Below are 23,240 nucleotides of genomic sequence, written 5' to 3' on the forward strand. Positions count from 1 at the left end.
GTTAGAGTTCCTCCGCGTACAGTCCCTCGTACGCTGCGTCGGGTTCCGGCAGCGGCGAGTCCTTCGCGAACTCGACTGCCTCGTCCAGTTCCTGCTCGATCGATTCGCCCAGTTCCTCGTACTCGTCCTCGGAGATGACGCCCGCGTCGATCAGTTTCTCGCTGTAGGTCTCGACGGGGTCGGCCGTTCGCCAGTCGGGCAGGTCCTCGTTCTCCTTGTACCACTGCGGGTCGCCCTCGTAGTGGCCCTTGTACCGGTAGGTCTTGGCCTCGATGACGGTCGGCCCGTCGCCGTCACGGGCGCGTTCGACGGCCTCCTGGGAGGCCTCGTACATCTCCTCGACGTCCTGGCCGTTGACGATTTCGCCGGGTACGTCGTAGGCGTCGGCCTGCTTGACGAGGTCGCTGACCGGGTGCTGGTCGTGAACGCTGGTCATCTCGCCGTAGTGGTTGTTTTCGACGACGTAGATCTGCGGGAGGTCCCACAGCGCCGCCAGGTGGAGCGCCTCGTGGTACGGGCCGTTGGAGGTGGCGCCGTCGCCGAGGAAGGAGACGGCGACGTCGTCGTCGCCGCGGATCTGGGAGGCCAGCGCCGCCCCGCCGCCGATCGGCGTCCCGGCCGCGACGATGCCGTTGGCGCCGAGCATCCCGGCATCGACGTCCGCGATGTGCATGCTGCCACCCTTGCCGTTACAGTACCCGGTCGTCCGGCCGTACAGCTCGGCCATCATCTTCTTCGGATCGAGTCCTTTCGCGAGGGCGTGTCCGTGCCCGCGGTGGGTGCTCGTGATGTAGTCTGATTCCTCGAGCGCGGAGCAAGCGCCCACGGCGACGGCCTCCGACCCGATGTAGAGGTGGACGAACCCCGGTATCTCGTTGTCGGCGAATAGTTCGCCGACGCGCGTTTCGAATCGGCGGATCAACTCCATTCGTTCGAGGAGAAGCGATTGATCCACGTCTGTGGTAGATTCTGCCATCCACTTCATACCAACCAGTCCGACGTATTATAGTTGACGGGGACGGAACGGCGTGACACGCCCGGCCGCATCCAGCGTGGCGTGGATTTATGAGCCGCGAGCGACCAGTGATGGTATGCCAACCCACGACATCGTAGTGGCGGGTGCTGGACACAACAGCCTGATTACGGCAGCGTACGCTGCCCGCTGCGGCTTCGACGTGGGAATCATCGAAGCCCGAGAGACCATCGGCGGCGACACGGCCACCGAGGAGCTGACTCAGCCTGGATTCAAACACGACTCGTGTTCGACAGCCCACAACCTCATCCAGGCGAGTCCGACGATCAAGGACGACGAACTCGAACTGTTCGATACCTACGGCCTCGAGTACATCCGGCCCGACCCGGTCGTCACCATCCCCTTCGACGACGGGACGAGCCTCACGATGTGGCGCGACCGCGAACGGACGGCCGCGGAGTTCGCGAAGTTCTCGGAGGCCGACGCACAGGCCTACCTCGACCTCCTCGACGACTACGCAGAGATCGCCCCCTATTACACGCGAGCACGGTACTCGCCGCCGTCGGAGGGGACGATCCCGGAGACGCTCGCCGAGGCACCGGACGGCGAGGCGTGGATCAGACGGAGCCTCGAGAGCCCCCTCGACATCCTCGAGCGGCGCTTCGAGCACCCCAAGACGCGCGCGTTCCTGGCGTGGATGGCGTTCATGACGATCAAGCCAATCGACCGCCCTGGCGGCGGATTGCGAGCCTTTTCGCTGACCTACGGCCGCCAAAAGAACTCCTGGGTGCTCCCGAGGGGTGGGTCGGCCGCGCTGCCGGAGGCGCTCGAATCGTGCCTGCTCGACCACGGCGCGACGGTCTACACGGACCAACCGGTCGTCGAGTTCCTCGTCGAGGACGGCACTGCCGTCGGCGTCGAGAGCGCCGACGGGACCGCCTACCGCGCGACCGAAGCGGTGGTCTCGACCGTTCACGTGACCGATCTCGTGGACATGATTCCCGAGGCGGACCTCCCCGAGGCGTTCGCGGACGGCGTGAAAAACTGGAAGGCCGGCCTCTCGATGTTCGCGGCCCACTACGCGGCCGAGGAACCGCCGCGCTACCGCACCGAGGAGGGCGACCTCGAGAGCGTCGCGATGGGGACGGTCGGTAGCGTCGAGAACCTCCTCGATGCGACGGTCGCGTTCGAGAAGGGCGAGATTCACCTCGATAACCCGTTTATCCTCTCGCTGTGCCCGTCGGTGGCCGACGACACGCGCGCTCCGGAGGGCAAACACACCTACAAACTCGTCGGCGTCTTCCCGTACGACCACGCCGACGGCCCGGAAACCTGGGACGAGCGCAAGGAGGCGGTCGCCGACGCCCTGCTCGAGCACCTCCGGTCACACGCCCCGAACTTCACCGAAGACGTCGTCATCGACTCCTACGTCGAGAGCCCGCTCGACCTCGAGCGGCGCAACCCGCACAACTACCGCGGATCCTGTCACGGCGGGGACTACACGCCAGACCAGTACGACGATCGCCGACCGGCCGCCGGGTTCTCGGACTACCGCGGGCCCGTCGACGGACTCTACCTCACCGGCGCCTGCACCCACCCGGGCGGGAGCGTCAGCGGTGCGCCTGGGCGAAACTGCGCGACGGTGCTGCTCGAGGATCTGGGGCCGGGGCTCGAGGCCGGCATCGCGAAGCAGTAAATCGTTCCCGTATAGCTCTCAGGAGTGTTTCGGCCGGCCGACTCGCGTACGGCTGGCTCACCGCCAGAACTCGTTTCTCGTCGCTGCTTCCTGATATGGGCTTAGCCCGTTTCACCCGGTTCTGGAGCGGTACGCTTCTGCCGACAGGAGCGACCCCTCCTCCGGGCTACTCTCGAGGTCCACCTCGAGCAGCCACGCCTCTCCGTAGGGGTCCCGATTGAGGAGTTCCGGCTCGGACTCGAGGCGCTCGTTAGCGGCGACGACCGTCCCCTTCACCGGCGAGTACAGGTCCGAGGTGGCCTTGATGCTCTCGACCGTCCCGAACGGGGTTTCCTGCTCGAGGCTGGTTCCCGCCTCGGGCAGTTCGACGAAGACGATATCGCCCAGTTCGTCCTGGGCGAAGTCCGTGATGCCGACGGTTGCGACTCCGTCTTCGATGCGAACCCACTCGTGACTCTCCAGATACGACAGCGCCTCCGGTACGTCGAAGCTCATCGTCGAGACCGACTCCGGGCGCGGCAAAAAGCGTTCTGCTTCGAGCGACCCTGTCAGCGGCCCGCCGAGACGTCGAGAACGACCTTGCCGACCGTTCCCCCGTCGAGACACCGGCGCTGGGCCTCCCCCGCGTCCTCGAGCGGGTACGTCGCGGCAACTTCGGCCGAGACGTTGCCCCGGTCCAGCAACCGCGCCGCCGTCTCGAGCGCCTCGCCGTGGTGGGCGGTCGCCCGCATGTGGGAGCTGAATGCGAGGTCGGCCTGTTTCGCCTTCGCAGCCCCGGCGACGGGCTTCTCGATGGTTATCGGACCGTCCTCGCCGAGGATAACGACGGTCCCGCCGTCGGCCAGGACGTCGACGTCCGCCGCGACGTTCGCCGCGGCGTGGGTCTCCACGACTACGTCCACCGGCCGGCCGTCGGTCGCCTCGAGGATTCGATTGACCAGGTCGTCGCTCCGGTAGTCGACGGCCGCGTGGACGCCGAATCGGCGAGCGTCGTCCGCCGCCTCAGCCCGACACGTCCCGACGACGAACGCGCCGGCTTCGCGTGCGAGCTGGGCGGCCGCGTGGCCGATGCCGCCGGTCGCACCCTGTACCAGGCAGACGTCGTCCAGTTGAAGGGGTCCTCGAGCGAGCGCCTGGAGGCCGGTCGTTACGGGTTCGGCGGCGGCCGCGCCCTCGAACCAGCCGACGCTCGCCGGAAGGTGAGCGACCCTGTGGTCGGGCACTGCGACGTACTCCGCGTACGTGCCTGGACGGTCGAGTCCGAGACCGGTGGTGAAGACCCGGTTGCCGGGTTCGAAGCCGGAGACGTCCGCACCGACGGCGGCGACGACCCCCGACGCGTCTCCGCCGAGGACGTGCGGGAGTCCGTTTGCCGGTTCGACGAGTCCCTCGCGGACGTAAGTGTCGAACGGGTTGACGGCGGCGGCGCGCACCTCGATCAGGACCTCGGCCGGGTCCGGGTTCGGTCGGTCGATTTTCTCGAGTCGCAGGATACTCTCGTCGCCGAATTCGTGGATACGAATTGCTCGCACGAGCCGAGTCATCGGTTCCACGGCGCTTTCTCCGGGGGATCGACCACGCGGTGCTCGCGGTCGATCGTGTCCAGTCGATCGAGGACCGACGGCGGGAGCGGTTCCGTCGCCGCGTAGTTCTCCTGGAGGTGGTGCTCTCCGGTCGCCTTCGGGATCGGAACCACCCCTTTCTTCGAGGCGAGCCACCCGAGACAGAGTTCGACGACGGAGTGTCCGGTGTCGTCGGCAATCTCGAGGAGCTCTGGCGTGTCGAACGCCTCCCCTCGGATCAGCGGACAGTACGCCACCAGCGTCGTGTCGTGTTCGAGGGCGTCTTCGTGCAGTCGCTTCTGGTGGAGCAGGGGGTGCATCTCGACCTGGTGGGTGGCGATCGGTGCCTCGAGGATGTCCCGCGCTTCGGCGAGCAGGTCCGGCGAGAAGTTTGCGACACCGACGCCGTCGGTGACGCCCTCGTCGACGAGGCGGTCGAACGCTGGGAGCGTCTCCTCGGGGTCGTAGGTGACGCCGGGCCAGTGGACGTACAGCAGGTCGACCGACTCGAGGCCGAGGCGGTCGAGACTCTCCTGGGCGGTCTCGATGACGTCGTCGTACGCGAGGTTCGTCTCCTCGACTTTCGTCGCGACTGTGAGGTCCTCGCGGGGGACGCTCGCTGCCTCGATTCCCGCGCCCACGGCGGCTTCGGTGCCGTACTTCTGGGCGGTGTCGACGTGTCGATAGCCGAGTTCGACCGCGGTTCGAACGCTCCCGGTGCAGGCGTCGGATGTTTCGAACCCCATCGTCCCGAGGCCGGGCGACGGGACGGCTGTCAGATCCATGGCGAATACTCTCGCGCCGTCGACAAAATCGTTTGCCCCGTTCGAGGTTCACCACCGCCGCCGCTCGAGAATGGACTCCTCGAAGGACCACGGCGACTCGAGGGGGTATCTTGATACCCCGACCGACCGAATGCGAGTCCAATGGCACGATACAGACTGGGTCAGCAGAACAATCGCCAGGCCTACTACGAACGCTTCGACGACGCGGAGTTCGACCGCCGGTACGCCGCCGTTCGAGACCTTCTCGAGGAGCGCGACCTCGAAGCGCTGGTCGTCTACGGCGACGGCGGGTTCCACGCCGACATGATCGGCTACCTGCTCGACTACCGACCGCCGTTCGCGACGTACCTGCTCGTCTTCGCGGACCCCGACGAGCCGACGACCGTCCTGGTCGGCATCAGCAACCACGTCCAGTACGTCCGCGAGTCCAGCGTCGCCGAGGACGTCGACACCATGCTCCCCGACCCGCCCGGGACGGTCGTCGACCGACTTCGCGAGGCGGGCGTGGACGGCGACCGGGTCGGCATCTCGACCGGCGATCCCCGATACGGCCTCTCAGTTCCCCACGACCACGCCACGCGATTCGAAGCCGACCTCGAGGGCGAACTCGTCGACGTCACCGCGGACGTCACCCGACTCGTCAGCGTCACCGGTCCGGCCGAACGCGAGGTGCTGACCCGTTCGGCGACCCTCCTGGACGAGGCGATGACCGCCTTCGAGACGGCGCTCGAGCCGGGCGTCACGGAACGAGAGCTGGCGGGCGTTCTCGCCGACGCCTGCGCGAAAGCGGGCGGGGCCCTCGGTGCGAGGTTCATTTCCTCGGCTCCGCAGGAAGGCGCCGGACCGGGCGAACCGCTGCCGTGGAAGCAACCCTCTTCCCGGACGGTGGAGGCGGGCGACGTCGTTACCACGGAGATTTCGGCCGGTTTCAGGGGCTACAAGACGCAGATCCACCGACCCTACGTCGTCGATTCGGAGCCGTCTCGTGAGTACGCCGACGCGTTCGCCGTCGCTCGAGAGACGTACGACGGCATCCTCGACGCCCTTCAGCCGGGAAACACTGCCAGGGACGTCGCTGACGCGATGACGCCGCTCGAGCGCTCGCCCTACAAGAACTACGACGTGCTGGTCCACGGCTACGGGAGCGGCTATCGCCACCCCTTCATCGGCGTCGAGGAATCGAACTACTGGCCGGGCGTCGAGGATCCGCTCACGGAATCGTGGACTTTCGAGCCTGGACAGGTAATCGTCGTCCAGCCGAACGTCGCCACGCCGGACGAACGGGTCGGCCTGCAGTTCGGGACGACTGTCGTCATTCGCGAGGACGGCCCGGAGAATCTACAGTCGTATCCGGCCGAGTTCAGGCGCGTGTAATGTGGTGGCTCCCGCTCACCCCTCGTAGGTCGTCACCGTGACGGGAACGCTCGAGTTCAGGATAACTCGCTGTGCGGTGTCGCCGAAGATCGCCTTCCCGCTGGGGGATCGCTTTCGACCCGCGATAAAAATGTGGTCACAGTCGTACTCGTCTGCGACGTTGAGTACCTGCGTCGACGTATCACCGACTTTGCCGAGCGATTCGAACGACGGACCGTTCGACCCGAACACCTCGCTGCCGACCTCTTCGGCGAGCTGTTTCGCGCCTTCGGCAGCCTGGGAGACGCCGTAATTTCCACCTTCCATCGCGTTGAGATCGTTCAGTGCCTGTTGGGTCTTGTCGTACTCCGATTCCTCGGTGACGTGCAACAGGAAAAGCTCGGCTCCGGTCGCTTCCGCGATCTCCCCCGCTTCCTTGATGAACTGTTTGGTCGGGTCGATCGGATCGACGACGATCAGTGCGCGTTGCATACGTATGGGTGTCTGCCGTAGATATTTAGTAATATCGACGAGGTTTAACGAGATCGATTCCTCGAATCTGGGGCTAACGCGCACTGCCTGTGCCGAGGCGAGGACGATCCTTCTCGGAAGCCCATCTTACGATCGACCGTCGTAGCGACGACCCGCAACTGGTGTGGGCGTCGCTCGATGGACTCGGTGGCGATAGTTTCATTTTGTCGGCCGACACACCGAAGTCTAGATGCGCTTTGGACAGGTTCGTCCGTCGGTACCTCGAGAAGTCGAACTTACGATCGGCCTCGTGAGCGGATCACACGCTATCAACCATCTGTATCTGGTTTTGTTGCCCCCAATCTTCGGGGTCCTCTCCGAGGAATTCGAAGTAGGGCTGGCGATGCTTGGCCTCGCGGTCGGCACGCAGGGGGCGTTCAACATGGTCTTTCAGCTCCCGTTCGGGTACGTCTCGGACAACTATAGCCGACTGCTCGCTCTGTGCTCGGGACTCGGCCTGGCGGCTATCGGCATTCTGTTGACAGCACTCGCACCGACTATCGAGTGGATCTTCATCGGGCAGGCGGTCCTCGGTATCGGTATTGCGGCCCATCACCCCGCCCACTTCCCGATGCTCTCGGCGGCCAGCAGCAGCGATAACCGCGGGCGAGTGTACAGCCTGCATAACTTTTCTGGCAACATCGGGTACGCCGCGGCACCCACGCTCATCGTCGCGCTCACTCGTTTCGACGGCATCACCTGGCGAACGGTTCTCGTCTTCGTCGCCGTTCTCGGTGCCGGGTACGGACTACTGTGTCTCGTCGCGTTCAAACGCTACGTGAGTCCCTCGATTACTCGAGGGGAGCAAACGCCCGACACCTCATCGTCGGACGACCGGTCAACCGGCCGCTCGACGGTCCGCGAGCGGATTCGGACGACCGTCGCGTCGCTGGCGACCTCGCCTGCCATCGTGGCGCTGGCGGTCCTCGCGCTCGTCACGGGAATCGCGAACTGGGGAATTCGCTCGTACGCGGTAGTCCTGCTCACCGACGGTTACGGCCTCGACCTGGGCCTCGCGAACGGACTCTATACCGCGATGTTCGTTCTCACAGCGGTCATCATCCTCGTAGGTGGCGACCTGTCCGATCGAATCTCCGCCGAGTCGATTCTCGTGACGAGCTATGGCGGCTTGTTGATCGCAGCCCTGGTCGTCGGCTCGTTCCTGTTGCCGCCGCTTCTCGCCGGCGTTGCCGTGATTCTGGCGGGCGGAAGCATCGGATTCGGCGGCCCCGCTCGCTCGAAACTGACGGACAAGCTCTCTGCCCGGTCGGACCTGGGAACGAACTTCGCCGTCATCACCGTCGGAATCACCCTTGCAGGAAGTGTCGCTCCACCGTTCTTCGGCGTCATCATCGATTATTCCGGCTTTTCGGCGGCATTTATCATCATCGCTGCCGTCGGTGCGGTCTGTATCGGGTTGACGATGGTTATCCTGCACCGATACCAGGACGGGCTTGATCAGGCGGCGCCGGCCAACGTCGGATAGCCTCCGTTCGCATCGTCGGAACATTCCATAGAACTTTGCTGTTCGGTCTCCAGTGATAGCGTATGTCAGAGGAGACACTCGAGCGAGGCGACTCGTTCGTCACGGAATCGCTGACCAACTGGACGCCCCGATTCGTCGCGAACGGCATCGACTACAACGACCTGGCGCGACTCGAGGCGGCAATCGACGACTGGAGCGAGTGGCTCGGCGCCTTCCAGCGCGTCGGCCAGGAATACGAGACCCTGGGCGACGAGGCGCACGACCGCGGGGACGAAGAGAGTGCCGGCGATCACTACACCCGGGCGGCGATGTACTACCACTTCGGCTCGCACGTCTGGCACGAGGACGACGACTGGAGTCGCGACGTCCACGCGGACGCTGTCGACGTATTCAGGCGCGGCGCTGAACTGCTCGAGCCGCCGTTCGAACGTATCGAGGCGCCGTACGACGCCGGTGGGTTCGACGTCCCGGCAAATCTCCGAACGCCGGCGGAAAGCGACGACGCGCCGCTCGTCGTGTTGATCCCAGGCCTGGACTCGATCAAGGAGGAACTCTCGACGTACGCTGCCGAGTTCCACGACCGCGGCCTCGCGACGCTCGCCGTCGACGGCGCCGGTCAGGGTGAGACCTGGCACGAACAGGGGATGACTCCCGAGTATCCGTCGCTCGTCGGGAGCGTGCTCGACGAACTCGAGCGCCGAGACCCCGACGGCGTCGACACGTCGCGGATCGGCATCTACGGCGTTTCCCTCGGCGGGTTCTACGCTCCGTACGTCGCGGCCAACGAAGATCGGATCGACGCCTGTGTCGGCATCTCCGGCCCGTTCACCGTCGGTCCCGTCAGTACGAGAGGTGGCGGCCTCCTGGCCGAGCAGTTCGAGTGGGCCTGCAAGACCGACTCGCTCATCGAGGTCGACGAGATCACCGAGCAACTCACGCTCAGTCGAGACGTCGAGAACCTCACCGTGCCGACGCTCGTCGCCACAGGCGCGAACGACGTGATCATCCACCCACGCCAGTCGGAACGGATCGCCAGGCGGGCGCCCAATGGCGAGTTCCTGCTATACGACGAGGGGAACCACGTCTGTAACAACATTCCGCACAAGTACCGACCGCGGACGGCCGACTGGTTGCGCGCTCACCTCGAGTAGCAGCGCTCGCTCAGTCGTGACAGGTCGGTCATCTCGCGCCGCGCGTTCGCTACGAAAATACGAAACACCCTCAGTCTATATTTCGCGTCGTCGTCGACCCCAGGCAAACTGGTCGATGGGAGCATTTATTACTCGAGGCGACCCTCGTTAGAGCAGGCGGTATGTGGGCACGCCACATACGCAGCGATCGCACGACACGAGTCACCGAGGGTACACCGAATGTCACTACACATCGAATCCGACTGGATCGAAACCGAGGAGACGATCCCGGTCAGGAACAAGTACGACGGAACCGTTATCGAGGAAGTGAGCAAGGCGACGCCGGCGGACGTGGCGGACGCCATCGCCGCCGCCAGGGAGGCGACCGAGACGATGAGAAAGATGCCGGCTCACGAACGCGCCGACATCCTCGAGGAGACCGCACGGCTGATCGAGGAGCGAACCGACGAGTTCGCCGAGGTCATGGCTGCCGAGGCGGGGAAGCCGATCGGGACGGCCCGCGGCGAGGTCGGCCGCGCCGTGAGTACGTTCACCTTTTCGGCGGAGGAGGCGAAGCGACTCGGCGGCGAGGAGATCCCGCTCGACGCGCAACCGGGGAACGGTAACCGCATCGCGTTCACCAAACGCTTTCCGAAGGGGGTGATCGGGGCGATTTCGCCGTTCAACTTCCCGCTCAACCTCGTCGCCCACAAGCTCGGGCCAGCGTTCGCCGGCGGCAACACCGTCGTCCTGAAGCCGGCGACGACGACGCCGCTGACGGCGATCAAGCTCACGGAGACGCTGTTCGACGCCGGTCTCCCGCGGGACGCGCTGAATCTCGTCATCGGGAGCGGCTCGACCGTCGGACAGGCTCTGCTCGATAGCGACGACGTCGATCACTACACGTTCACCGGTAGTCGCGCCGTCGGCAAGCAGGTTACCGCGAATGCCGGACTCGCGTCCGTTTCGCTCGAACTCGGCAACAACTCGCCGGTGATCGTCCACGAGGACGCCGACGTCGAGGACGCCGCAGACCGCATCATCGACGGCGGGTTCTCCTACGCGGGCCAGATGTGCATCAGCGTCCAGCGCGTGCTCGTTCACGAGGTGGTCCACGACGACCTCGTAGACGCGCTCGTCGCCCGCGTCGAGGACCTGGTCGTCGGTGATCCGCTCGAGGAAGCGACCGACGTCGGCCCGATGATCGACGAGGACGACGCCGAGAAGATCGAGGAGTGGATCGCGAACGCGACCAATCAGGGTGGCGAACTCGTCGTCGGTGGCGAGCGGGACGGGGCCGTCCTCCAGCCCACGATCATCGACGACGCGACCCAGGAGATGGACGTCGTCTGCCGCGAGGCGTTCGCGCCCGTACTCGCGATCCAGACCTACGACGACGTCGACGACGCGATCCGACTGGCCAACGACACCGACTACGGCCTGCAGGCGGGAATCTTCACGTTCGACCATCGTGTCGGCCTGAAGGCAGCGACGAACATCGACTGCGGCGGGGTCATGATCAACGACATCTCGACGTTCCGGGCCGACCACCAGCCCTACGGCGGCAGCAAGGCGAGCGGCATCGGTCGTGAGGGGCCGAAGTACGCCGTCCACGAGATGACCGAGGAGCGAGTCATCGCGTTTCGACCGAACGAGGACCTGTTCCTCTAACGCGCTCGGCCAGGCCGCGAGACCTTCATCGCAATCGGTTCCCAATTTCCGATTCGACCGTGGGCACGATCGAATCCTCCCTCCACGTTCGCCGCCACTGCTATCGACCGCGAGCAGCGCGTCGCTCGAGGAACCCGCGGCGTCCAGTCACCTTTATAACGACGTCTGCGAAATCATCGACGCATGGGACTAGACGAGGATTCGCTCGAGTATCACCGATCGGATCCCCCGGGCAAGATCGAGATTTCGACGACCAAGTCGACGAACACCCAGCGCGACCTCTCGCTGGCGTACTCGCCGGGGGTCGCCGCCCCCTGTCGCGAAATTCGTGACGACCCCGAGGACGCCTACGCCTATACGGCGAAGGGCAATCTCGTGGGGGTCGTCTCGAACGGCTCCGCGGTACTGGGCCTCGGCAATATCGGAGCACAAGCGTCGAAACCCGTGATGGAGGGCAAGGGCGTGCTGTTCAAGCGCTTCGCCGACATCGACGTCTTCGACATCGAACTCGATTACGACGACCCCCACGAGTTCGCGGACGCGGTCATCGCCATGGAGCCGACCTTCGGCGGCGTCAACTTAGAGGACATCACCTCCCCCGACTGCTTCGTCATCGAGGAGCGACTCCGCGAAGAGATGGACGTCCCCGTCTTCCACGACGACCAGCACGGCACCGCCATTATCAGCGGCGCGGCGCTGCTGAACACGGCGGAGATCACCGGAAAGGCCCTCGAGGACCTGCGAGTAGTCTTTTCGGGCGCCGGCGCGAGCGCACTCTCGACGGCCCGGTTCTACGCCTCGCTCGGCGTCCGGAAGGACAACATCCTCATGTGCGATTCGACCGGAATCGTCACGACCGACCGCGTCGAACGGGGCGAGATCAACGAGTACAAAGAAGAGTTCGCTCGAGACGTGCCCGAGGGCGACCTCGCGGACGCGATGGAAGGCGCCGACGTGTTCGTCGGCCTGTCGGTAGGCGGGCTCGTCGACGAATCGATGATTCAGTCGATGGCGCGGGACCCGGTGGTCTTCGCGATGGCGAATCCGGACCCCGAAATTCCGTACGAACGGGCGAAAGACGCTCGTGACGACACGGTCATCGTGGCCACCGGACGCTCGGACTACCCCAATCAGGTCAACAACGTCCTCGGGTTCCCGTTCCTCTTCCGCGGCGCCCTGGACGTCCGCGCGAGCGAGATCAACGAGGCGATGAAAGTCGCGGCGGCCGAGGCGCTGGCCGACCTCGCCCGCCAGGACGTCCCCGACGCCGTCGTCAAGGCCTACGGCGACCAGCCCCTCCAGTTCGGGTCCGAGTACATCATCCCAAAACCGCTCGACCCACGCGTCCTGTTCGAGGTCGCACCCGCAGTCGCGCGGGCGGCGATGGAAAGCGGGGCCGCCCGCATCGACATCGACCTCGAGGCCTACCGCGAGCGACTCGAGGCTCGACTGGGCAAGTCCCGGGAGATGATGCGCGTGGTCCTCAACAAGGCCAAGAGCGACCCCAAACGCGTCGCGCTCGCGGAGGGTGGCAACGAGAAGATCATCCGGGCGGCCTACCAGCTCGAGGAGCAGGAGATCGCCGAACCCGTCCTGATCGGCGATCCGGACGAGATCACCCGCACGGCGGCGAACCTCGGTCTCGAGTTTTCGCCCACGGTCGTCGACCCGAGCGGCGGGGCCGACGAGGCGTACGTCGAGCGCCTCTACGAACGACGTCGGCGAAAAGGCATTACACGCAGCGAAGCGGAGGAACTGATCCGCGATAGCAACTACTACGCCTCCGTAATGGTCGAGTCGGGCGACGCGGACGCGATGCTCACCGGACTCACCCACCACTACCCCTCGGCCCTGCGGCCCCCGCTCCAGGTCATTGGCACGGCCGAAGACGCCGACTACGCTGCCGGCGTCTACCTGCTCACGTTCAAAAACCGGGTTCTCTTCGTCGCCGATGCGACGGTCAACCAGAACCCGGACGCCGAAGTCCTCGCAGAAGTTACCCGACACACGGCCGACCTGGCGCGTCGCTTCAACGTCAAACCTCGCGCCGCCTTACTCTCGTACTCCAACTTCGGCTCGGTGACGAACGAGGGGACGCGAAAGCCGCGACACGCGGTCGAACTGCTCAAGGCCGACCCAGCCGTGGACTTTCCCGCCGACGGTGAAATGCAGGCCGACACCGCCGTCGTCGAGGACCTGCTCCAGGGAACCTACGAATTCTCGGACCTCGAGGCTCCGGCGAACGTGCTGGTCTTCCCGAACCTCGAGGCGGGCAACATCAGCTACAAACTCCTCCAGCGCCTCGGCGGTGCGGAGGCCATCGGCCCGATGCTCGTCGGGATGGACAAGCCGGTCCACGTGCTCCAGCGGGACGACGAGGTCAAAGACATCGTCAACCTGGCGGGCGTGGCGGTCGTCGACGCCCAGCAGGAGTAGCACTCTCGAGCGAGCGTCCCCACTGCAGCACGCGACTCGCGCTCGTCAGTCGAACACTGGTGACGATGGTCATCGGCGCCCTGTTGCTCCCGGTGATCATCACCGAACTGGTCTGGGTGGTCGCGACCGATTCGTTTGGTCTCTTCGTCGTCGAAAGTCACGGCCAGGAGTGGTCGTCGCGGGCTATCGACGGAATCAAGAATGACCGACTCGAGACCAATTGGGTGTATAATATATTTAGCATTGTGGAATAGACCTAATATGTTACTATTTTTTGAGATCACCTACCGACAATTGACACTTTTTAAACGATACTTCTGTCGCTATATTTCGAAGATAGTAAAATATATTGGGAAAAAGATTGAACATCAGAAATACTATAAAATCTATACCGTGGCGATGGCTAATTTCCAGCTGAGGACGATTCTCTATGTACCCGTGTATGATAATACTTTGTAAAATGGTATATTCGGTCGTTGAGGACGAGGGAAGCCAGTTGTTGTCCAGCTAAACCAGCCGTTTTCGAGACGTCGCTCAACTACGGCGATCGCAAAATCGAATCGCTTCGGTTTCCCGTCGATCCACGCTCGAGACCATGGCCGAGCCCCAATCTCCCGAACACGGTAGGACGTATCTCTCCGACGATCAGTTGGCGCGAGGCTGTCGCGCGCTCCGTTACTCCTCGAGGTCGTCGACCAGTTCGCTCGCCACGCCGACGTACGTCTCTGGGCGCAGCGCGAGCAGTTCTTCGCGAACCTCGTCGCTCACCTCGAGGTCGGCGAACAGGTCGTGGAAGTCCTCAAGGGTGACCTCTCGACCGCGGGTGAGCGCTTTCACTTGCTCGTAGGCGTCGTCCCGGCCTTCGCGCCGGAGGATCGTCTGGACAGCTTCGCCGATGATCGCGGGGGTCTCCCGGAGGGCTTCGCGCATGACCGTTTCGTTGGGGACGACCTTCTCGAGGCCGGCCTGCGTCTTGCCGTACCCGATCAGGCAGTGGGCGAACGCTGCCCCCACGTTGCGCTTGACCGTCGAGTCCGAGAGGTCCCGCTGGAGCCGGGAGGTGGTGACGTAGTCGGCGAGGAACGTGAGGTCGGCGTTTGCCTTCGAGAGATTGCCCTCGCTGTTCTCGAAGTCGATGGGGTTGACCTTGTGGGGCATCGTCGACGAACCGGTTTCGCCCTCGACGGCCTCCTGACCGAGGTAGCGGTCGGAGACGTACAGCCAGACGTCCAGGTCGAGGTCGAGCAGGACGTTGTTGACGCCGCGGAACGCGTCGAAGACGGCGGCGAGGTCGTCACACGGGTTCACCTGCGTGGAGAGGGGCGTGAACTCGAGGCCCAGCCCGGTGACGAACTCGCGGGCGAACGCCCGCCAGTCGACGTCGGGGTAGGCGGCGACGTGGGCCGCGTAGGTGCCGGAAGCCCCGCCGAGTTTTCCGGAGAGCGCGTCGGTCGCCGTGCTCGCGCGGGCCGTCTGCCGACCCAGCCGAGCCGCGTACACTGCGAGTTCCTTCCCGAACGTCGTCGGCGTCGCGGGCTGGCCGTGAGTTCGCGCGAGCATCGGCAGGTCTCGGTGCTCCTGGGCCATCTCGGTCAGCGTATCGCGGAGGTCGTACAGCGCCGGCAAGAGGACGTCCTCGACGGCGCCGCGAACCAGCAGACGGTGCGCCAGGTTGTTCACGTCCTCGCTGGTCAGCCCGAAGTGGATCCACGGCGACGCCTCGCTGCCGTCGGGCAGGTGGTGGCGAAGGAAGTACTCGACGGCCTTCACGTCGTGGTTGGTCGCGTCGAACCCGGCGTAGCCGTCGGTCTCGAGCGTCTTGATCAACTCGGCGTCCTCCTCGTCGAAGGTCTCGTAGAGCCCGCGGAGGCGCGCTCGCTCGTCGGACTCGAGTTCGAGTGGCGTCGCCTCGAGGTCGGCCAGCGCGAGCAGGTACTCGACTTCGACGCGGACGCGGGCGCGCATGAGCGCGGCCTCGCTCGTGTACGGCGCCAGGGGTTTCGTCCGGGAGCCGTAGCGGCCGTCGAGCGGCGAGACGGCGTAGAGTGCGTGAGTGTCGGTCATGTGCGTGGCTCCACGAGCGGCGTGCAAAAGCGTGTCGGAACGAATCCCACAGCCGTGCATATCGTCTGGGCCATCATGCACTTTCCGGCTGACTTTACGACACGTTCGTGCATACTTCGCGTCTCGAGACCGCAACCACTTTGCCGTTCGCGGGCGCCCCACCACGTATGACACGACTCGCTGGACTCGCCGGGAACCGCGGGCGGAACCTGCTGAACGTCGCCGACCGTGCGCCGGGCGGCGCCGAACTCGCCGTCGTCCTGACGAACGATGCCGACGCGCCGGTGCTCGAGGCCGCCGCCGAACGCGGGGTTCCGACGGAAGTCGTCCCGTTCGAGGACGAGATGAGCCGACGCGACCACGAAGAGGCCATCAACGCCGCACTCGAGGGCTACGACTACGACCTGGTCTGTCTCGACGGCTACATGCGCATCCTCTCGGAGACGTTCCTCGAGGCCCAGCCGACGACGCTCAACGTCCATCCTTCCTTGCTCCCGGCGTTTCCCGGCATGGACGCCTGGGGCGACGCCCTCGAGGCTGGCGTCGCCGTCACGGGATGTACGGTCCACGTCGTCACCGACGCCACCGACGACGATGGCGAGGTCGTCGAGAGCGAGGTCGACATGGGTCCGATCGTCACCCAGGAACCGGTGCCGGTCTACGAGGGTGACACCCGCGAGACGCTTAAAGACCGCGTGCTCTACGAGGGCGAGTTCCGCGCGTACCCGCGGGTGGTGAAGTGGTTCGCCGAGGGAGCGGTGGACGTCGACCTCGAGCGAGGGGCGGTTACGGTCGACGCCGACGGAGCCGACGAAGCCGACGAAGATAGCGGACTCCCGGCTCGCCGACTCACCTCGAGCGACCGCCTCGACACCCTTCGATACGGGGAAAACCCCCACCAGAACGCGGCCGTCTACGCCGACTACACCTGCGAGGAAGCCTCCGTCGTCCACGCCGACCAGCTCAACGAGGGCGCGAAGGCGCTCAGCTACAACAACTACAACGACGCCGACGGCGCCCTGAACCTGATCACGGAGTTCGACGAGCCGGCCGCCGCGGTCATCAAGCACACGAACCCGGCCGGCTGCGCCACCGCCGACACCGTCGCCGAGGCCTACGACCGTGCCCTTTCGACGGATCCCATGAGCGCCTTCGGCGGTATCGTCGCACTCAACCAGGAGTGCGACGCCGAAACCGCTGCGGCGATCACCGACTCGTTCAAGGAGGTCGTCGTCGCTCCCGGCTACGCCGAGGATGCCCTCGAAATCCTGTGCGAAAAGAAGAACCTGCGCGTGCTTGACGTCGGCGACCTGGACGGCACTAGCGAACGGTTCACCGAGAAACCCCTCGTCGGCGGCCGACTCGTCCAGGAGCGCGACGACCAGCGGCTCTCGACGACCGACCTCGAGGTCGTCACCGACCGCGAACCGACCGACGAGCAACTCGAGACGATGGTCTTCGCCTGGCAGACGCTCAAACACGTGAAGTCGAACGGCATCCTCTTCGCGAAGGGTACGGAGACGGTCGGCGTGGGAATGGGCCAGGTTTCTCGCGTCGACGCGGTGCGACTCGCGGCGATGAAGGCCGAGGAACACGCCGAGGGCAAGTCTGCCGAGGGCGCGGTGATGGCTTCGGACGCCTTCTTCCCGTTCCCGGACGGGCTCGAGGAGGCGGCGAAGGCGGGAATCGAGGCGGTGATCCAGCCCGGCGGTTCGGTCAACGACGAGGACGTGATCGAGGCGGCGAACGAACTCGGTATGAGCATGGTGTTTACGGGTCAGCGGTCATTTCGACATGACTGAGTGAAACGCAGGCATGCCGAAATCTCGAAGGACGAGCGAAGCGACGTCCGTCGTTGGTTTCGGCACGACTGAGCCGCGAGTGAGCAAAGCGAACGAGCGGATTTTTGGTCCAGATTTTTGGAGACGGGTGATCGAAGAGAACCCGTCGAGAAAAAGGTGGATGCAGGATGCTGTTTACGGGGCAGCGGTCGTTTCGGTACGACTGAGTGAAACGAAAGCATGTCGAAATCTCGACGGACGAGCGAAGCGATATCCGTCGTTGGTTTCGGCACGATTGAGCCGAGAACGATTAGGTCGACACACCAGTAGCTGTCGACGATTCGCACTCACTCGCAATCCTCGTTCGATCAGGTCGACGCTCGAAATGGCCTCGAGCGGGTACGACGTGGTATCTGTATGCCTGATAACACTATGTCACGTGGACGTACTCGAGAACGGTACGAAACGGACGTATACGCCTTATCACGCTACCGTCAACTGTTCTGAACGCTGATGTGTTGGCCACATCCCTTAATAACATCGCCGCCAGTTCTGCAATCGATACAGGTATGCACGACAAACTTCCCCGGCTTTTGCGCTGGTTTGGCGCCCTGCTACTCGCCGTCCTGGCCGGGGAGGTGTTGACATACTGGGACCTCGGTGCGAACGTCCTCGTCAACGGCGCGTTCGCGATGGGTGCGGCCTCGACCGCTATCGCCGCCATCGGAATTATCTACGGCGGGTACTGGCTGGAAGAGGTCGAGCTCTCGTCCCGTCGATATCCCCGGATCGCCTGGTGGTGGATCGGCGGGTTCGTCACGTTCACTCTGCTCAACGTCGGATTCATGGCCGTCATGCCGACCGAATCGTGGGGCATCGTGGTGGGCTGGACGCGGTGGGCGGTCGCCTTCGGCGCCGGCGTCGGCGTGTTGCTCGGCATCCTCGAGGGACGGGCCATCGATCAGGCGATCGCCGCCGAGCGAGCGACGGTTCGATCCGAGCAGCTCGAGGAGCAACGGACGATGCTCGACTACCTGAACAGCGTGCTCAGACACGAGGTACTCAACTCTGCAAACATCATCGACGGATACGCGACACAGATCCTGGAAGCGGAGTCGGAACTGGATCCAGCGCACAGGGAGTACGCCACCATCATTCACCAGGAGGCAAACGAGATGAGCACGGTCATCGCCGACGTTCGCGTCCTCCTGGAGGCGGCCTCAGGGATGCACGAGCTGTACCCGGTGGACCTCACTCGGGTTCTGGCCGACGAAGTGACCAAGCTTACAAACCGATACGGCAACGTCGAGGTTCGGACGGACGTCCCGGACGAACTCGTTGTCCAGGCCGACGAGTTGTTGCCTCGCGTCTTCGGGAATGTGCTCTCGAACGCGGTCACGCACAACGACGCCGACACCCCGACCGTGAGCGTCATCGCCGAACGGATGGACGACACCGTCCGCGTTCGGATCGAAGACAATGGACCCGGGATTCGGGTGGACGCGATCGACTCGCTCTTCGAGCGCAAGAAAGGACGAGGGACCACCCACGGGCTGGGGTTGTACCTGGTCGACGAACTGGTCAGCACCTACGACGGCACCGTCGAGGTTACGGAGACGGGGCCCGACGGAAGCCAGTTCACGATCGATCTCCCGCACACGGAATCGTCGGACGACGAGACGGTGCCTGAACCGACCGTGGCGTAAGCGACATCCCCTGACCGTGCGAACGCCTCGAGACGTCCACTGGCGCCCAAGCGTCCCTCGAGGTCCGATTCGATTGTGACTGAGCCGACGTCGACGTAGAGTGGGCACAACAACTCCGCCTGTCAGCCGTCGACCTCGCCGAGCACGTGCGAGAACCCGAAGCGGCCCGCAGGGTAGGGGGAGGGGAAGTGGCCTCTCTCCTCACGTGCCATCTTAGCGTTGGATTCGAGTCGTCACAGAGTCTTGCTCGCAGAACCTTCACGAGCCACGGCTGATGAGGAACGGAACGACTCAATCGGCCACCTCGAGTGAAACCAACGGGGTGATTCTTTCCTGCCACGTCGTCGCTGAACGCCCCGAGATCAGCCAATACACTCATGTGGTGCGCTTTCCCTGTATGTCGTGTGAGTTGGCAATACACGCCAGTCGTACTCCCAATTCTCTTTGCAACGATAGTTACGTTTATAATCGTTGTTTACACGCTGTTTCGCGTGCGAACTCGGGGAGCGGACCCGTCAGTCGTCCTCTTCTTCGGCCTCTCGTTCGGTGCGTTCCTGTGGACAGGATTTTCGGCCCTCAAACTGATTCACACCGACCCGGACGTGAAACTGCTGTTCTACCAGCTCCTCCACGTCGGCGTGGCGCTCGTCTCGCCATTGCTGTTCCTGTTCGCCCTCGCCTACACCGACCGCCACCGGTGGCTTCGATGGGACGTCGTTGCCAGCGTTGTGGCTATTCCGACGCTGTTCGTCGTGTTGCTCTTCGTCGGACCCGACGACGCCGTCATCGCTGGCGTAAACGTCATCGAAGGGGACTTGACCCTGGTTCGCGTCGAGGACGGGCCTGTATTCTACGTGTTCAGTCTATACACCCTCGCGTTGACGGTCGCCGCGATCGTCGTCGTCGGCCTCGAGGCAAGACGCGTCGGTCCGTCGTATTACCAGCAAGCGGGCTTGCTCACCGTCGGCGCCGCGAGTCCACTCGTGTTCGCGGTCCTATCGAAATCCGCCGTGCCGCCGTTTGGATCCGACACGATAAACCTGGTCCCGGTATCAGGCGCAATCGCCGCCACCGCGTTCGCGGTCGCCATCTTCCGCTACCGCCTCTTTTCGCTCCCGCCGCTCGCCTACGCGACGGTCATCAAGTACTCGCCCGACGGCACGTTCGTCCTCGACGCCGACGGTCGGATCGTGCACGTGAACGAGCGGGGACGAACGCTGCTCGAGCACCTCGATGGCGACTTCGGGTCGCCGCTCGCGTCGGTGCTCCCCTCGTTCGACCTCGAAACGCTCACGGGTGAGGACGAGCCGATTCCGATCGACGTCGACGGCGAGGTCCGATACGTCAGACCGCTCGCCGAACCGCTCGAACGCGGAAACCGACAGGTCGGCTGGGTCGTCGTCTTGCGCGACGTCACCGAGAGTCAACGTTCCAGGCGCCGACTCGAGGCGCAGTACGAACAGATGGACGCGTTTGCGGCGACCGTGTCCCACGACCTCCGGAACCCGCTGGCGGTCGCCCAGGGCTACCTCGAACTCGCTCGCGAAGACGCAGACGCAGACGCAGACAGCGAGGCGCTCGAGAACGTCGCGATTGCACACTCGCGAATGGAGAGCATCGTGACCGACATCCTCGCACTGGCCCGGCGAGGCGACCGAGTCGGTGAGCGAGAGGACCTTTCCCTGGGAAGCGTGCTGGACACTGCCTGGAGCGCCGTCGACAGAAAGGAGGCGACCCTCGTCGTCGAGACCGACCGGACGATCCACGCCGACCCGACGACGATCCAGCACGTGTTCGAGAACCTCCTGCGGAACGCCATCGAACACGGCGGCCCGGGCGTCGAAATAACCGTCGGTGACTTCGACGGTGGAATCTTCGTCGAAGACACCGGCACCGGAATCCCTGAGACCGAGCGCGAGGTAATCTTCGATCCAGGGTACACGACCTCGGCCGACGGTACGGGGTACGGCCTCGAGCTCGTCCGAACGATCGTCGACGCCCACGGATGGACGCTCTCGCTTGCCGACGGATCGACCGAGGGCGCACGCTTCGAAATTACGAGGCTACCGTCCGAGCAGGTACGCGGGTCGTGATCTGCCGGGGCTCGAACTCGAGCCCGAAGTTCAGGAGTCGGACTCGTCGATTCCCTGTCGTTCGTAGAACTCCTCAGGCGTGTCGTCGATTCGCTCGAACGTCGCATCGAAGTAGTGCTCGTGGTGGCGAACCACCTGCTCGACGACCCACGCGCTGAACGTTTCGTCGAAACGCCATTGCCCCTCGAGCTCCGGAATCTCGAATCGTTCGTCCGTCGAGAAGGCGGCGTAGACGTGGAAGAAGCCCAGGATCACGTCCGCGAAATCGCGCGCCTTTTCGGCGCTGTCATCTCGTCGGTTCTCGAGTTCGGCCCGGCCATCGTCGGTGAGTTCGAAGTACTTCCGGTCGGGTTCGTCCTCGCGTTCGATGCGCTCGGCCCACCCTTTCTCCTCGAACTTGTAGAGGATCGGGTACACCGACCCGTAGGACGGCTCCCAGTGGCCACCGCTGATCTCGCGGATTTCCTTGAGAATTTCGTAGCCGTATCGGGGTTTCTCCTCGAGCAACTCGAGGACGAGGTACGCGATGATGCCTTTCGGCGGCCCACTTTTCCGCATTATGCTCCTGATTTAAATCGGCGGGCATAAATGGTTTCGGTCGCCGGAAGGTGACGTTCAGGCGCCGCCTGCGACCGCCGGGTCCGTCGATTCGGGTGACTCGCCATCGAGGCCCTGGATGTAGCGAATCCGGTCGGGAATCGGCGGGTGGGTGTAGTGGAATGTCGCGTACCACGGGTGTGGGAACGGGTTCGAGAGGTTCTCGCTGGTCAGCCGACAGAGCCCGTCGATCAGCGGCTGGCCGCTTCCCATGACCTCGGTCGCGAACGCGTCAGCCTCTCGCTCGTGGGCCAGGGACAGTTTGTTCTCGAGTGGTCGGGTGAGCTTCGCTAGCGGCTGAATCCAGAGCGCGCCGACGGCGAGGCCGACGTAGGCGGTCTCCGGGAGGCCGAACATCGCGTACAGCCACGAGGTCTGGAGGAGCGCCCAGAGCGCGACGAACATTGCACCCACGCGGAGGGTGCCGACGCCGAACTGCTTCCAGATGTGCGCGCGCTTCCAGTGGGCGAGTTCGTGAGCCAGGACGGCCTCGACCTGCTCGAGGGTCATCTGGTCGACCAGCGTGTCGAAGAGGACGACCCGTTTGGTCCGTCCGAAGCCGACAAAGTAGGCGTTCGAGTGCGAGGAGCGCTTGCTCGCGTCCATGAGGTAGATGCCGTCACAGGAGAATCCCGCGCGCTCGAAGACGCGCTCGACGGCTTCCCGGAGGTCGCCGGTTTCGATGGGCTCGAAGTCGTTGAACAGCGGCGCGATCACACGCGGATAGACGACGAGCATCGTGAGCGAGAAGGCGACGTAGAGGGCGACGGCGGCGAGGGGCCAGTAGGTCGGGACGGTAGCAATAAACCAGAGGACGCCGGCGGCGAGCCCGGCGGTGATGCAGAGGCCGACGAGCGTCCCGAGGACGAGGTCCTTGACGAACAGAGCCGGTGTCTGTTCGTTGAAGTCGAACCGCTCCTCGATCACGAACGTGTCGTAGGCGTCGAACGGGAGCGAGAACAGCTGGAGGGTGACGACGATGCCGGCGAAGAAGCCGACGCCGGTGACGACCGGGCCGTAGCCCAGTCCCTCGAGCGCGTCCACGACGGCGGCGAGCGCCCCGGAGTAGAGCGCGGCGAGGACGAGTGCGAGGGTGGCCCAGGTCTGAACCTGTGAGAGACGGGTCGTCGCCTGCTGGTAGGCGGCCACGCGGTCGAGGTCGTCGAAGTCCAGACGGCTGGTGACCCACTCCCGCTCGCGCTCGAGCGCCCGTTCGCCGTAGCGGACGTTCAGGAACGAGAGCGCGCTGAAGAACGCGGTCGTCCCGACAATCAGGACGAGAAACGCGAGGCGATAGCCGAGCATACCCGACTTCTGTCACGCAGGTGGGTTAACGCTGTTGGTGAGGCGGGGTTCGAAATTGCTGGCCCCGGGTT

The 23,240-nt window shown here is 64.5% G+C and carries 17 protein-coding genes; 9 read left to right on the forward strand and 8 right to left on the reverse strand.

Going from position 1 to position 23,240, the window contains the following annotated elements; all coding sequences use genetic code 11:
- Position 1: 1 nt before the first annotated feature.
- Entirely contained in the window at positions 2–976 is a 975-nt protein-coding gene (locus tag ACFQS4_RS16395) for a thiamine pyrophosphate-dependent dehydrogenase E1 component subunit alpha (RefSeq protein ID WP_500194446.1), read from the reverse strand.
- Positions 977–1,091: 115 nt separating this feature from the next.
- Here ACFQS4_RS16395 and ACFQS4_RS16400 point away from each other — a divergent pair, with 115 nt between their 5' ends.
- On the forward strand, positions 1,092–2,669 hold the full coding sequence (locus ACFQS4_RS16400) for a phytoene desaturase family protein (protein WP_500194448.1): 1,578 nt from the start codon (positions 1,092–1,094) through the stop codon (positions 2,667–2,669).
- 111 nt (positions 2,670–2,780) lie between these two features.
- Here the strand turns inward: ACFQS4_RS16400 and gcvH are convergent, their stop codons facing one another.
- Genes gcvH through ACFQS4_RS16415 form a run of 3 tightly spaced genes read right to left on the reverse strand, consistent with a single transcriptional unit; the run spans position 2,781 to position 5,016 of the window.
- Positions 2,781–3,164 carry a glycine cleavage system protein GcvH gene (gcvH, locus tag ACFQS4_RS16405; protein WP_500194451.1) on the reverse strand — a complete coding sequence of 128 codons (384 nt, stop codon included), beginning with the start codon at positions 3,162–3,164 and terminating at the stop codon, positions 2,781–2,783.
- Between the two features lie 53 nt (positions 3,165–3,217).
- The gene (locus ACFQS4_RS16410; protein ID WP_500194454.1) at positions 3,218–4,213 is read right to left on the reverse strand and encodes a quinone oxidoreductase family protein; all 996 of its coding nucleotides are present in this window, start codon (positions 4,211–4,213) and stop codon (positions 3,218–3,220) included.
- Positions 4,210–5,016: an aldo/keto reductase gene (locus tag ACFQS4_RS16415; protein ID WP_500194456.1), complete on the reverse strand. Its 807-nt coding sequence runs from the start codon at positions 5,014–5,016 to the stop codon at positions 4,210–4,212. The genes ACFQS4_RS16410 and ACFQS4_RS16415 overlap by 4 nt, the downstream gene beginning before the upstream one ends.
- Positions 5,017–5,157: 141 nt before the next feature.
- On the opposite strand from ACFQS4_RS16415, the gene ACFQS4_RS16420 reads away from it, so the two are divergent.
- A complete protein-coding gene (locus ACFQS4_RS16420; RefSeq protein WP_500194457.1) occupies positions 5,158–6,390 on the forward strand; it encodes a M24 family metallopeptidase in 1,233 nt (410 codons plus the stop codon).
- 15 nt (positions 6,391–6,405) lie between these two features.
- Here ACFQS4_RS16420 and ACFQS4_RS16425 read toward each other — a convergent pair whose 3' ends face one another.
- Positions 6,406–6,861 (reverse strand): universal stress protein, encoded by a 456-nt coding sequence (locus ACFQS4_RS16425; RefSeq protein ID WP_500194459.1) that lies wholly within the window; start codon positions 6,859–6,861, stop codon positions 6,406–6,408.
- A 229-nt stretch (positions 6,862–7,090) separates the two neighbouring features.
- On the opposite strand from ACFQS4_RS16425, the gene ACFQS4_RS16430 reads away from it, so the two are divergent.
- From ACFQS4_RS16430 to ACFQS4_RS16445, 4 genes are all read left to right on the forward strand, one after another.
- Complete coding sequence (locus ACFQS4_RS16430; RefSeq protein ID WP_500194461.1) at positions 7,091–8,386, forward strand: MFS transporter; 1,296 nt, start codon at positions 7,091–7,093, stop codon at positions 8,384–8,386.
- 62 nt (positions 8,387–8,448) lie between these two features.
- Positions 8,449–9,537, forward strand: coding sequence for an alpha/beta hydrolase family protein (locus ACFQS4_RS16435; protein WP_500194464.1), 1,089 nt, complete (start codon positions 8,449–8,451; stop codon positions 9,535–9,537).
- A 219-nt stretch (positions 9,538–9,756) separates the two neighbouring features.
- The gene (locus ACFQS4_RS16440) at positions 9,757–11,187 is read left to right on the forward strand and encodes an aldehyde dehydrogenase family protein (RefSeq protein WP_500194467.1); all 1,431 of its coding nucleotides are present in this window, start codon (positions 9,757–9,759) and stop codon (positions 11,185–11,187) included.
- A gap of 183 nt (positions 11,188–11,370) precedes the next feature.
- Positions 11,371–13,623 (forward strand): NADP-dependent malic enzyme, encoded by a 2,253-nt coding sequence (locus ACFQS4_RS16445; protein ID WP_500194470.1) that lies wholly within the window; start codon positions 11,371–11,373, stop codon positions 13,621–13,623.
- Positions 13,624–14,298: 675 nt separating this feature from the next.
- Here the strand turns inward: ACFQS4_RS16445 and purB are convergent.
- The gene (gene purB, locus ACFQS4_RS16450) at positions 14,299–15,687 is read right to left on the reverse strand and encodes an adenylosuccinate lyase (protein ID WP_500194472.1); all 1,389 of its coding nucleotides are present in this window, start codon (positions 15,685–15,687) and stop codon (positions 14,299–14,301) included.
- 167 nt (positions 15,688–15,854) lie between these two features.
- Between purB and purH the strand changes: the two genes are divergently transcribed.
- From purH to ACFQS4_RS16465, 3 genes are all read left to right on the forward strand, one after another.
- Positions 15,855–17,489 (forward strand): bifunctional phosphoribosylaminoimidazolecarboxamide formyltransferase/IMP cyclohydrolase, encoded by a 1,635-nt coding sequence (gene purH / locus ACFQS4_RS16455; protein WP_500194474.1) that lies wholly within the window; start codon positions 15,855–15,857, stop codon positions 17,487–17,489.
- A gap of 548 nt (positions 17,490–18,037) precedes the next feature.
- A complete protein-coding gene (locus ACFQS4_RS16460; RefSeq protein WP_500194476.1) occupies positions 18,038–19,174 on the forward strand; it encodes a sensor histidine kinase in 1,137 nt (378 codons plus the stop codon).
- Positions 19,175–19,551: 377 nt separating this feature from the next.
- Entirely contained in the window at positions 19,552–21,267 is a 1,716-nt protein-coding gene (locus ACFQS4_RS16465; protein ID WP_500194478.1) for a histidine kinase N-terminal 7TM domain-containing protein, read from the forward strand.
- A 30-nt stretch (positions 21,268–21,297) separates the two neighbouring features.
- On the opposite strand, the gene ACFQS4_RS16470 is transcribed toward ACFQS4_RS16465, so the two are convergent.
- Both ACFQS4_RS16470 and ACFQS4_RS16475 read right to left on the reverse strand, forming a co-directional pair.
- The gene (locus ACFQS4_RS16470) at positions 21,298–21,825 is read right to left on the reverse strand and encodes a PadR family transcriptional regulator (protein ID WP_312910220.1); all 528 of its coding nucleotides are present in this window, start codon (positions 21,823–21,825) and stop codon (positions 21,298–21,300) included.
- A 57-nt stretch (positions 21,826–21,882) separates the two neighbouring features.
- Positions 21,883–23,169, reverse strand: coding sequence for a M48 family metallopeptidase (locus ACFQS4_RS16475; protein WP_500194482.1), 1,287 nt, complete (start codon positions 23,167–23,169; stop codon positions 21,883–21,885).
- Between the last annotated feature and the right edge of the window lie 71 nt (positions 23,170–23,240).

It is taken from the genome of Saliphagus sp. GCM10025317 (assembly GCF_042663665.1).
Classification (GTDB): Archaea; Halobacteriota; Halobacteria; order Halobacteriales; family Natrialbaceae; genus Natronosalvus.

Bases quoted from the DNA above. Each gene is read 5' to 3' on its own strand.
- ACFQS4_RS16415 (WP_500194456.1), bottom strand. From the start codon at position 5,016: ATGGATCTGACAGCCGTCCCGTCGCCCGGCCTCGGGACGATGGGGTTC.
- ACFQS4_RS16400 (WP_500194448.1), top strand. From the start codon at position 1,092: ATGCCAACCCACGACATCGTAGTGGCGGGTGCTGGACACAACAGCCTG.
- purH (WP_500194474.1), top strand. From the start codon at position 15,855: ATGACACGACTCGCTGGACTCGCCGGGAACCGCGGGCGGAACCTGCTG.
- ACFQS4_RS16465 (WP_500194478.1), top strand. From the start codon at position 19,552: ATGTGGTGCGCTTTCCCTGTATGTCGTGTGAGTTGGCAATACACGCCA.
- ACFQS4_RS16475 (WP_500194482.1), bottom strand. From the start codon at position 23,169: ATGCTCGGCTATCGCCTCGCGTTTCTCGTCCTGATTGTCGGGACGACC.
- ACFQS4_RS16460 (WP_500194476.1), top strand. From the start codon at position 18,038: ATGCACGACAAACTTCCCCGGCTTTTGCGCTGGTTTGGCGCCCTGCTA.
- ACFQS4_RS16395 (WP_500194446.1), bottom strand. From the start codon at position 976: ATGGCAGAATCTACCACAGACGTGGATCAATCGCTTCTCCTCGAACGA.
- ACFQS4_RS16410 (WP_500194454.1), bottom strand. From the start codon at position 4,213: ATGACTCGGCTCGTGCGAGCAATTCGTATCCACGAATTCGGCGACGAG.
- ACFQS4_RS16430 (WP_500194461.1), top strand. From the start codon at position 7,091: ATGCGCTTTGGACAGGTTCGTCCGTCGGTACCTCGAGAAGTCGAACTT.
- ACFQS4_RS16440 (WP_500194467.1), top strand. From the start codon at position 9,757: ATGTCACTACACATCGAATCCGACTGGATCGAAACCGAGGAGACGATC.
- ACFQS4_RS16445 (WP_500194470.1), top strand. From the start codon at position 11,371: ATGGGACTAGACGAGGATTCGCTCGAGTATCACCGATCGGATCCCCCG.
- purB (WP_500194472.1), bottom strand. From the start codon at position 15,687: ATGACCGACACTCACGCACTCTACGCCGTCTCGCCGCTCGACGGCCGC.
- gcvH (WP_500194451.1), bottom strand. From the start codon at position 3,164: ATGAGCTTCGACGTACCGGAGGCGCTGTCGTATCTGGAGAGTCACGAG.
- ACFQS4_RS16470 (WP_312910220.1), bottom strand. From the start codon at position 21,825: ATGCGGAAAAGTGGGCCGCCGAAAGGCATCATCGCGTACCTCGTCCTC.
- ACFQS4_RS16420 (WP_500194457.1), top strand. From the start codon at position 5,158: ATGGCACGATACAGACTGGGTCAGCAGAACAATCGCCAGGCCTACTAC.
- ACFQS4_RS16435 (WP_500194464.1), top strand. From the start codon at position 8,449: ATGTCAGAGGAGACACTCGAGCGAGGCGACTCGTTCGTCACGGAATCG.
- ACFQS4_RS16425 (WP_500194459.1), bottom strand. From the start codon at position 6,861: ATGCAACGCGCACTGATCGTCGTCGATCCGATCGACCCGACCAAACAG.